The sequence below is a fragment of the Nonomuraea sp. NPDC001684 genome (assembly GCF_053596515.1).
In genome coordinates, this window is record NZ_JBSFGJ010000344.1 from 1 (window position 1) to 9,958 (window position 9,958).

9 protein-coding genes and 1 pseudogene are annotated in these 9,958 nt (G+C 71.0%); 2 read left to right on the plus strand and 8 right to left on the minus strand.

Going from position 1 to position 9,958, the window contains the following annotated elements:
* Window positions 1-210: pseudogene (locus ACWCSD_RS38730) on the minus strand (isocitrate/isopropylmalate family dehydrogenase); the annotation flags it as partial.
* A 52-nt stretch (window positions 211-262) separates the two neighbouring features.
* Window positions 263-793 carry an EF-hand domain-containing protein gene (locus ACWCSD_RS38735; RefSeq protein WP_387680491.1) on the minus strand — a complete coding sequence of 177 codons (531 nt, stop codon included), beginning with the start codon at window positions 791-793 and terminating at the stop codon, window positions 263-265.
* Window positions 794-1,409: 616 nt separating this feature from the next.
* On the opposite strand from ACWCSD_RS38735, the gene rph reads away from it, so the two are divergent.
* Window positions 1,410-4,007 (plus strand): rifamycin-inactivating phosphotransferase, encoded by a 2,598-nt coding sequence (rph, locus tag ACWCSD_RS38740; RefSeq protein ID WP_449922391.1) that lies wholly within the window; start codon window positions 1,410-1,412, stop codon window positions 4,005-4,007.
* Between the two features lie 30 nt (window positions 4,008-4,037).
* Here rph and ACWCSD_RS38745 read toward each other — a convergent pair whose 3' ends face one another.
* The 4 genes from ACWCSD_RS38745 to ACWCSD_RS38760 form a co-directional block, all read right to left on the minus strand.
* Complete coding sequence (locus ACWCSD_RS38745) at window positions 4,038-4,268, minus strand: hypothetical protein (protein ID WP_397162796.1); 231 nt, start codon at window positions 4,266-4,268, stop codon at window positions 4,038-4,040.
* 293 nt (window positions 4,269-4,561) lie between these two features.
* Entirely contained in the window at window positions 4,562-5,557 is a 996-nt protein-coding gene (locus tag ACWCSD_RS38750; protein ID WP_449922383.1) for a zinc-binding dehydrogenase, read from the minus strand.
* A 48-nt stretch (window positions 5,558-5,605) separates the two neighbouring features.
* A complete protein-coding gene (locus ACWCSD_RS38755; protein WP_449922385.1) occupies window positions 5,606-6,187 on the minus strand; it encodes a DUF1707 SHOCT-like domain-containing protein in 582 nt (193 codons plus the stop codon).
* Window positions 6,188-6,249: 62 nt separating this feature from the next.
* Window positions 6,250-6,882, minus strand: coding sequence for a TetR/AcrR family transcriptional regulator (locus ACWCSD_RS38760; protein WP_397162791.1), 633 nt, complete (start codon window positions 6,880-6,882; stop codon window positions 6,250-6,252).
* 166 nt (window positions 6,883-7,048) lie between these two features.
* Between ACWCSD_RS38760 and ACWCSD_RS38765 the strand changes: the two genes are divergently transcribed.
* Complete coding sequence (locus tag ACWCSD_RS38765) at window positions 7,049-8,008, plus strand: hypothetical protein (RefSeq protein ID WP_397162789.1); 960 nt, start codon at window positions 7,049-7,051, stop codon at window positions 8,006-8,008.
* Here ACWCSD_RS38765 and ACWCSD_RS38770 read toward each other — a convergent pair.
* Both ACWCSD_RS38770 and ACWCSD_RS38775 read right to left on the minus strand, forming a co-directional pair.
* A complete protein-coding gene (locus ACWCSD_RS38770; RefSeq protein ID WP_449922388.1) occupies window positions 8,005-9,210 on the minus strand; it encodes an MFS transporter in 1,206 nt (401 codons plus the stop codon). The genes ACWCSD_RS38765 and ACWCSD_RS38770 overlap by 4 nt on opposite strands.
* Before the next feature lie 54 nt (window positions 9,211-9,264).
* The gene (locus tag ACWCSD_RS38775; RefSeq protein ID WP_397162785.1) at window positions 9,265-9,858 is read right to left on the minus strand and encodes a TetR/AcrR family transcriptional regulator; all 594 of its coding nucleotides are present in this window, start codon (window positions 9,856-9,858) and stop codon (window positions 9,265-9,267) included.
* Window positions 9,859-9,958: the final 100 nt, after the last annotated feature.

A 9,958-nucleotide genomic window follows, 5' to 3' on the forward strand; every position in this document is an offset into this window, starting at 1 on the left:
GTGGTCGGCGTCCTGCCGCGTGCTCTCGCGGATCTCCTCGGCCTCCGCGCCGGCCTTCAAGGACACGTAGGAGTGATAGATCCGCTCAGAGCGGGTGAGGGCCACCTTCGTGCCGCAGGCGTCGGCGATCCCGGCCAGCACCCGCTCGAAGACGGCCGCGAGCTCGGGGCCCGTCCCCTGGCCGATGGCAAGTCCGATGACTGGTTCCACTACTGCTCCCTTTTCGTCGTCGAAGGCCGGACGCGCCGGCTCGTGGCGGCCGTCAGCTGGACTCTCCGAGCAGGAGGTCGCCCGCGATGTCCGCCTTCTCGGGGCTGTAGTACTCCTTGATGCCCTCGGCCCAGACCGGGACCTTGACCTGGTCGTCCTGGGAGGGGCCGAACGCGTCGAACAGGGTGTTGACGTTGCGCCGCTTGAAGCCGATGGCGGTCATGAGCGCCATGAAATCGGTGCGGTGGATGAGGCCGTCGCCGTCGGGGTCACCCAGCTCGGCCAGCGCCTCGGCGAAGTCGGTCAGCGCGTCGTCGAAGCGTTCGGGGGACAGGACGCACGCGCTGTACTCCTCGAAGCTGATGCGGCCGTCTTTGTCCGAATCGAGTTCCTCGACAAGAGTTGTCCAGTAACGGCGGAAAGCGTCGCTGATCGCGCTCTTGGCGGCTTCCGTGGAACGAGGGGACGCCGCCAATACGCGGTTGGCCATACGGTCGAAGTCTTCGGCCTCAAGGTAACCGGTGCCGTCGGCGTCGAACAGGGTGAAGATGAGTTTTACTCGGTCGATGGCCGCGTCTTGCATGCCTGTCACCTTTCTTCGGCGGGGTCCGGGTGCAGACTCTATAACGGAACCTGACGCGTGGGTGACCAGCTCTTTGGCGGCGAGGGAAACGCAAAATCCCGCATTTGGAATAATTCGCCAGAAAGCCTCTCTGGGTGACAAAGGCGGAGAACTCGTGCGATTCCCGAACCCGTCGCGCGCGGGGAGCGCCGGGAAGCTGGGGATATTTCCGGTTATATGGGGATTTGCGACTCCGGCTTCGAGGGCGCTGTGCTTCCGTATCCCGGACGCTAGTTTTTCATGTCTCTGGGTGATGGTGGGGGGGAGGGCGTCCCAGATGGGGGTAGCCTTATCGGCTTTTTGGTGATTGCGCGCGCTAGGGCGTGTCGCCACCGTCTCGTCCCGGCGCGCTACTATTAATCTACGAAGTAAAGGCGATGCCCGGGCGCAAATATGATCTTGGATCGAACGGCCCGTCGGACCGGCCGGGATCGGCGGTTGGGCGCGATGCTGGGGAAACGTCCCCTCACTTTCACTTTATAGCGGATCCCCGCCCCTCATGAGACCTCGAAAAGTCGTTCATACTGCCCGTTGCGAACCAACCCCGACGAAGGATGGAGCGACGGAATTGGGTTACGTGCTGGAGTTCGGGCAGATCAACGCGGCGAACCTCGCGGACGTCGGCGGGAAGGGCGTCGCCCTGGGCGAGCTCTCGCGGATCGACGGCGTCCGCGTGCCGGACGGCTTCTGCGTCACGACCGACGCCTTCCAGCGGGTGGTGTCCGCGGTGCCGTCGTTCGACGCCCAGCTCGACCTGCTGTCGAAGGTGGACCCGGACGACCGTGCGGCGGTCCGCGCGCTGAGCGCGGAGATCCGCGCCGTCGTCGAGGGCGCGCCGGTGCCCGACGACGTGGTCGAGGCGATCGGGGAGTCGCTGGCCCGGCTCGGCGAGCAGGCCGCCTGCGCGGTGCGGTCCAGCGCGACGGCCGAGGACCTGCCGACGGCGTCCTTCGCCGGGCAGCAGGATTCGTACCTGAACGTCGTGGGGCCGGCGGAGGTGCTCCGGCACGTGCGGCGGTGCTGGGCGTCGCTGTTCACGGAGCGGGCGGTGGTCTATCGGCGTCGCAACGGGTTCGATCACCGTGGGGTGCGGATGGCGGTGGTCGTGCAGCGGATGGTGTTCCCGGAGGCGGCGGGGGTCCTGTTCACCGCCGATCCGGTGACGTCGGACCGGAAGGCCGCCGTCGTGGAGGCGGTGTGGGGGCTGGGCGAGGCGCTGGTCTCGGGCGTGGTCGCGGGGGACGTCTACACGGTGCGGGACGACCGGGTCGTGGACGTGTCGGTGGGGGCCAAGGCGCGGGTGGTGCGGGCGTCGCCGGCGGGCGGCACCGAGGAGGGGCCGGTCGAGGCCGAGCGGTCGGTCCGGCGGGCTCTGACCGATGAGCAGGCGGTTCGTCTGGTGGGGTTGGGGCGGCGGATCGAGGCGTGGTTCGGCCGGCCGCAGGACATCGAGTGGTGTCTGGCCGGTGAGGAGTTCCATGTCGTCCAGAGCCGGCCGATCACGACGTTGTTCCCCATTCCGGTCGCCGACGACCAGGACAACCACGTCTATGTCTCCGTGGGGCATCAGCAGATGATGACCGACGCGATGAAGCCGCTGGGGTTGTCCTTCTGGCAGCTGACGACGTCGCGGCCGATGGCGGAGGCGGGCGGGCGGCTGTTCGTGGACGTGGCCCCGGTCCTGGCGACGGCGGCGGGCCGGGCGAACCTCATCGGGACGCTGGGGAAGTCCGATCCGCTCATCCGGGACGCGTTGCAGACGGTGGTGGATCGTGGCGACTTCATCCGCGCGGTGCCGGAGGAGGAGTCGGGTGTCGCACCCGCGGCTGCTCCGCCCGCGCCGATCGAGGCCGATCCGGAGCTGGTCGCCGAGCTCGTCCGGGACGGCCGGGAGTCGGTGGCCGCGTTGCGGCGCCGCATCGAGGAGCTGTCCGGGCCGGAGCTGTTCGAGTTCATCCTGGCGGACATCGCGGAGCTGCGGCGTCTGCTGTTCGGCCCGCGGAGCTTCCAGGCGATCATGGCGGGGATGGAGGCGGCCTGGTGGCTGAACGATCATCTGGAGGAGTGGCTGGGGGAGCGGAACGCGGCCGATGTGCTGACGCAGTCCGTCCCGCACAACGTGACGTCGGAGATGGGGCTGGCGCTGCTGGACGTGGCGGACGTGATCCGTCCGCACGCGGAGGTGGTGGCGTTCCTGCGGCGGGTGGCGGCGGAGGAGCGGGAGGGCGACGCTTTCCTGGAGGAGCTGGGCGAGCTGCCCGGCGGCCGGGAGGCCGCCGAGGCCGTCCGGGGCTTCCTGGAGCAGTACGGCATGCGTTGCGCGGGGGAGATCGACATCACCCGGACGCGCTGGAGTGAGCGGCCCGCCATGCTCGTTCCGGTGATTCTCGGCAATGTCCGGAATTTCGAGGCGGGTGCCGGTGCGCGGCGTTTCGAGCAGGGACGTCAGGAGGCCCTGCGCAAGGAGCGGGAGGTGCTGGCGCGCCTGCGGGCCCTGCCCGACGGGGAGCGGAAGGCGGCGGAGACCGAGCGGATGATCGCCCGGGTGCGCACGTTCGCGGGCTATCGGGAGTTCCCCAAGTACGGCATGGTCTGCCGTTACCTGGCCTACAAGCAGGCGTTGTGGCGGGAGGCCGATCGGCTCGTCCGGGCGGGCGTGTTGCGGGACCGGGAGGACATTTTCTTCCTGCGGTTCCAGGAGCTGCAGGAGGTCGTGCGCACGGGCGAGGCGGACGGCGAGCTCGTCCTGCGGCGTCGGGAGGACTTCCGGTGGCACGAGACGCTGCGCCCGCCGCGCGTGCTCACGTCGGACGGCGAGGTGCTCGCCGGCCGGTACCAGCGCGAGGACGTGCCGCCGGGGGCGCTGGCCGGTCTGGCGGTGTCGGCGGGAACCGTCGAGGGACGTGCCCGGGTGGTGCTGGACATGGCGCGGGCCGATCTGGCGGCGGGTGACATCCTGGTCACCGCCTTCACCGACCCGAGCTGGACCCCGTTGTTCGTGGGCATCGCCGGGCTGGTGACGGAGGTGGGCGGCCTGATGACGCATGGAGCGGTGATCGCGCGGGAGTACGGGCTGCCGGCGGTGGTGGGGGTGGAGGGGGCCACCCGGCTGATCCGGGACGGGCAGCGGATCCGCGTTCACGGGACCGACGGGTACGTGGAGCTCCTTGACTGAGCGGCGGCGGCCCGGTCTCGGGTGCCGGGGTCAGAGTGCCGGCGCCGGGACGTTCAGCGGCTGCCGGGTGCCGTGCTCGGCGGGTGCGGGGTGTTCCGCGGGGGTCTGGAGGCGGGGCCGCTGTTCGGGGGCCGGGCAGTGGCCCTGGCAGTAGCCGTTGACGACGACGAGGCGTCCGCGGGCGGCCGTGTAGTCGCTGGGCTGCCGGCCGGGGAGGACCCCCTTGCAGGTGGGGCAGCAGATGGGCTGGTCGGCTGTCATCAGGGCCTTTCGACGTCGGGGATGTCGTGGGCGCGGGTGCTCCGGGCCGACGGCGGCTCCGGAGCACCGGGTCGGCGGGAGGTGCCGTGGTGGTCTGTGCTCAGGCCACCAGGGGGCTCTTCACCGTGCGCCTTCTGCAGTATGGCGACCGTGCGCGGGGGAGGGACGGGCGGGGTGGCCTGGCGGGCTGAGGATCGTTCCTCGCGGGGTTGTTTCCTTCCTCCCGCTTGGCAGCGGCTTCGCCCGCGGGTGGTGTTCCGGCGTGGCCGGCGCCTCGGGTGAGCTTCGACAGGTCAGAGCTTGATGAGGACTTTGAGGCTTTTGCGGTCGGCCATGTCCCGGTAGCCGGCCGGGACGCCGTCGAGGTCGGTGGTGGCGTCGAAGACCTTGCCGGGTTCGATGACGCCGTTGAGGATGTCGGGCACCAGCTCCTCGATGTAGGCCCGGACCGGGGCCGGGCCGCCGGCCAGCCGCAGGTTGTGGCGGAACAGGCTGCCCATGCCGATCGGCGCGTCGTCGTACTGCGGGACGCCGACGCGGCTGATGACGCCGCCCGGCCGGACGACCCCGAGTGCCTGCCGGTAGGCGGGCATGGTGCCGACGGCCTCCAGGACGACGTGGGTGCCGTCGCCGCTGGCGAGGTCGCGTACCTGCTCGACGCCCTCCGCGCCGCGGGCGGCCACGACGTCGGTGGCGCCGAACTCGCGGCCGAGGTCGGTGCGGGCCTGGTGACGTCCCATGAGGATGATCTGCTCGGCGCCCAGGCGCCTGGCCGACAGCACGGCCAGCAGGCCGACGGCGCCGTCGCCGATGACGGTGACGCGGGTGCGCCGGCCCACGCCGCCGGCCACGGCGGCGTGGTGGCCGGTGCCGAGCACGTCCGCGAGTGTCAGCAGGGACGGCATGAGCGCCGAGCCGGCTTCGACGGGCAGCTTGACCAGGGTGCCGTCGGCCAGCGGGACGCGCACGGCCTCGGCCTGGCCGCCCTCGTCCGGCTCGGCGTCCCAGAAGCCGGCCTGCGGGTCGGCGCAGGAGGTGTGCAGGCCCTCGCGGCAGAACCGGCAGGTGTTGTCGGAGATGGCGAACGGCGCCACGACCAGGTCGCCCCGGGCGAGGGTGGTCACCTGGGAGCCGATGTCCTCGACGACGCCGATGAACTCGTGACCCATCCGGGCGGGACCCTCCTCCGGCTTCATCGAGCCGTAGGGCCACAGGTCGCTGCCGCAGATGCAGGACGCGGTGACGCGGACCAGCGCGTCGGTGGGCAGTTCGACGGCCGGGTCGGGCACCTGCTCGACGCGGACGTCGCCGGCGGCCTCTGACCGGCGAACGGCGGTTCACCTGGCGGCGGGCCGCTTGGTCTTCGTTCCGACGCCGCCGAACAGGGCCAGGCCGCTGACGACGACCCGCGGCGCTCCCTGCCTCCTGTTGTCGGCGCTCCGGTCGAACGCGCCGAACAGCCCGAGGCCCTTGACCTCCACCTCGACGTCGTCGGGGACCACGACCTCGGTGTACCCCCACAGGGCGAAGGCGCGGACCCTGATCTCCTGGCCGGCGAAGTGGGCGTCGCGCAGGTCGATCTCGCCGCCGCCGAAGACCGACAGGGAGGTGAACACGCGCGGGGCGATCCAGCGGCCCTTGCGGCTGAACCAGCCGAACACGCTGAAGGCGAAGCGCGAGTGGGGCTCGTCCCGGACCACCAGTGAGTCCGTCCGGGCCGGTTCGGGCAGGTCGCGGCCCGCGTGCGCGAGCTCGCCCTGGGTGCGGGCCGTGTAGATCTCGCCGAGCCGCTGGTCCAGCTCGGCCAGCTCGATCCGGCCCGCGGCGGCGGCCTCCTGGAGTCGCCGGGCCGCCTGCTCGCGGTCCTCGTCGGAGGGGCGTACCGGCCGGGCGGGGATGAGGTCGGGGTGCTCGGGCATGGGCGGTCCTGTCCGTGTGGTCGAAGTGACGAGACCATCCTATTCTCCAAGTGGAGAACAAGTCAGCCGGGCGGCTCCAGCCCGGACTCCTCCACCATGTGGGCGCCCATCATCCGCGCGAGCTGGACGCGGAACTCCGCCTCGCGGGCCGGGTCGTCGGGATCGTGGCCCAGGCCCGCCAGCCACGACCGGCCGCCGATCGCGAACCCGTACGCGGCCGACAGGCCCACCAGGACGACCGCCTCGATGCGCGACCGGCTGGGCGCGGGCCGTCCGGCGAGCGCGGCGCGGATCCCGGCCTCCATCGTGTCGATCAGCTCCACCAGCTCCGGCCGCGCGGCGCCCCGGTAGTCGGCGTGCATCTCGGTCCAGACGAACAGGCGCAGATAGCGTTCGTCGGCCAGGGTGTCGAAGAGCACGTCCATCATTCCCGCCGCGGTGGGCACGCCGTCCTCGGCCTGGATGCGCTCGCGTACGCGGGCCTCGATCCGGTCGTTCTCGGCCCGCAGCACCTCCCGGACCAGGACGGCGTACGTGCCGAAATAGTGGGAGACGAGCCCGTGGGCGACCCCGGCGGCCTCGGCGATCTGCCGCAGGCTGACGTTGTCCGGACCTCGTTCCCTGATCAGCTCGGCCGCGGCGGCCAGCAGCTCGGCACGTGATTCCGCAGGGCTGCGCCTGCGCCTGGGTGGCATGACCGGCAGTGTATGGTCCGCCGGTCCACAGAGCCGGTCCACAGAGCCGGTCCACGGGTGCCGGTTCGCGCGCGTGCCTGCTGAGCTGCGGGGATGCCGGCGCGGCGGGACGCATCCGATATGTTCTTGTTTGTCAGGTCTTTGCGTTGTCTTGGGGGAGTTGTCGGTGCGCGTACTACCGCTGATCGTGGCTCTCGTGCTGAGCCTGGCCGGCTGCGGCGCGATCCCGGGACTGCCCTATCGCCCCGCCGACCCGCCGCCGCCGAGCCGGGCCGCCTCGCCCGCCACCTCGCCGTCTCCGTCTCAGTCTCCGTCTCAGTCGCCGGACGCCACGCCGTCCGCGAGCGCCACCCCCGCTCCCTCGGGGACCACGCGGGCCCTGACCGTCGCCCAGGCCCGGACGGCCATGCGCACGTGGGTGGCCGCGTACAACGCGGCGATCAAGAAGCGCAAGTGGTGGCGGTCGAACGCCCGGCTCGACGCGCTGTTCGTCGAAGGCGCCCTGTACGAGGGCGTCCTGGAACGCAGCCGTGAAGGTTTCGGATGGAAGCCGGCGCACAAACCGATCAACCCGACGGGCACCCCGACGATCTATGTGCCCAGGCCGGAGCGGCAGCCACCGGCCGGGGACTGGTTCATCGCGAAGGCGACCTACCGGGACACCAAGGGCCACAGCCGTCCGCACGTGCTGGCGTTCCTGCGCTCTCCCGGGCAGTCCTTCCGGCTGGCCGTCGCGACCCCGCTGCACTGGGGACAGCAGATGCCCAAGCCGCTGCTCGACGCCGACGGCTACATCACGGACATGGATGACGCGATGGCGGCCGCCGTGGCCGAGGAGTACCGCAACTTCTGGAACGGGGACAGGAAGAAGGAGGGCGACTCCGGCTACCGCCTGGCCAAGGACAGCTACAGCCGCAAGGCGTTCCCCCAGGTCAACAAGGGGATGTACGTCGGGTTCGCCGGCCGCGGCTCCGTCTTCGGCTTCCGTACGGCGAGTGGCGGCATGTTCTTCCTGTTCGCCCTGCTCAACGACGCCAAGAGCGTCAACAACGTGCTGAGCGAGGCGGTGCTGGTGCCCAAGGGCAGCAAGGCCGTCCAGGAGCTCGGCGGAAGCTGGTTCTCCTAGGGTCGCTCCTGTCCGGCGGGCGAGGCCAGGCAGGGGTCGAGGCGGCCCGGCGCCGATGACCGCGCCGCGGTACGGCGGCCGAGCTCGGGCAGCAGGGACACCACTCCGAGCACGGCCAGCCCGGCGCCCAGCCAGAGGGGAGCGCGCAGCCCGAAGCCGTCGATGACCAGCCCGCCGACCGACGAGCCGACGATCACTCCGAGGGTGATGAAGGAGGCGTGGACGGTGTTGACCAGCGGCCCCGGGTTGCCGACGCGCTGGACGCGTACGGCCATCGCCGGGTTCATGGTCACGCCGACCAGCCCGACGCCCAGCATGGCGATCACCGTGGGCACGCTCAGATGGGCGAACAGCGCGAACCCGGCCAGGAAGATCGTGTTGAGGACCAGCCCGGACAGCAGGACGCGGACGGTGTGCCGGTCGGCCAGGCGTCCGACGACGTGGTTGCCGACCACGGTGGCCGCGCCGTACGCGACCAGCAGCAGCGGGACAGCTCCGGAGGGGAACCCGGTGACCTGGGTGAGGATCGGGCTGAGGTAGCTGAAGGCGGCGAACGTCGCGCCGATGATGAGGGTGCTGGTCGACAGCGCCAGCCACAGCCGGCCGTTCCTGAAGACGGCCATCTCCTGCCGGAAGTCGCCGTCGCCGCCGGCGCCGCCGAGGGCGGGAACGCCCGCCGTCGTGGCGAGCGCGGCGAGGACGGTCAGGACGCCGACGGCCCAGAAGGCGGCGCGCCAGCCGAACTGCCCGCCGATCAGGGTGGACAGCGGCAGCCCGAGCAGGGTGCCGAGCATCAGCCCGTTCAGGACGACGGCCAGGGCCCGGCCGCGCACCTCCGGGCGGCTCAGCTGGACGGCCACCGAGATGGCGACGCCGAAGAACGCCTGGGAGGCGACGCCGGTGATCACGCGCGCGACCATCATGACCCCGTAGGAGGGCGCGACGGCCGCCAGCACGTTGCCTGCCAGGAAGACGGCGAACAGCAGCATGAGTGCGGGTTTGGGGCGGATCCGCACCAGGGCGACGGTCATCAGCGGGCCGCCCGCCGACATGGCCACCGCGAAGGCGGTGATCAGGTAGCCGATCTGCGAGATGGTCACGCCGAGCCCGCCCGCCATCTGGGGCATCAGGCCGCCGACGGCGAACTCGCTGGTCACCATCGCGAAGATGCCGACGGCCAGGACATAGACGGCTCTGGGCAAGGGGGCTCCTTTTTGCATCGATCGGTGTAGAACTCGGGCACGAAAGAACAGCGGTCAGCTCAGGGCGTCCATGGCCGTGGCGGCGATGGCCTCGATGGTGGCGTCGTCGGCGCCGCCCTGCGCGGCCACCCGGATCCCGGCGATCACGGCGTTGACGAACCGGGCGAGCTCGGCGGGGTCGCGGGTGGAGCCGATGTCGCCGTCGCGCTGCCCGCTCCTGATGACCGCGCTCAGGCCGGCGGCCCGGCGCTCGGCGTCGCGGGCGAGCATCAGGGCGATCTCCGGGTCGCGGCCGGCGAGCTCCATCGTGGTGTTGACGGTCAGGCAGCCGAGGCCGTGGCCGTCGCGCCGGTTCTCCGCCTCGGTCCGCAGGATCCTGGCGAACAGCGCGCGGACGCGCTCGATCGCCGGCAGCTCCTGATCGTCGAGGATGCGCAGCTGGTCGGCGGTCGTGGCGTCCATGTATCGGGTCAGGGCGCGCTTGAACAGCTCGCGCTTGTTGGTGAAGGCGTTGTACACGCTGCTGCGGTCGAGGCCGAGCGCCTCGCACAGGTCTCGGGTGGAGGTGGACTCGTAGCCGTTCGCCCAGAACGTGCGCATCGCGGTGTCCAGGGCGCGGTCCTCGTCGAACGATCTCGGCCTCGCCATACGGGCACGCTACCGGTTTTGTGGACACCCTCATGACCGTCGCGACTTCAGCCACGGTCAGGAACTTCACCTCGCTGAGAGGTCTTTCGCCTGCACCCAT

Excerpts from the sequence above, each read along its gene's own strand:
- ACWCSD_RS38735 (WP_387680491.1), bottom strand. The coding sequence starts at position 793 with ATGCAAGACGCGGCCATCGACCGAGTAAAACTCATCTTCACCCTGTTC.
- ACWCSD_RS38745 (WP_397162796.1), bottom strand. The coding sequence starts at position 4,268 with ATGACAGCCGACCAGCCCATCTGCTGCCCCACCTGCAAGGGGGTCCTC.
- ACWCSD_RS38755 (WP_449922385.1), bottom strand. The coding sequence starts at position 6,187 with ATGCCCGAGCACCCCGACCTCATCCCCGCCCGGCCGGTACGCCCCTCC.
- ACWCSD_RS38760 (WP_397162791.1), bottom strand. The coding sequence starts at position 6,882 with ATGCCACCCAGGCGCAGGCGCAGCCCTGCGGAATCACGTGCCGAGCTG.
- ACWCSD_RS38775 (WP_397162785.1), bottom strand. The coding sequence starts at position 9,858 with ATGGCGAGGCCGAGATCGTTCGACGAGGACCGCGCCCTGGACACCGCG.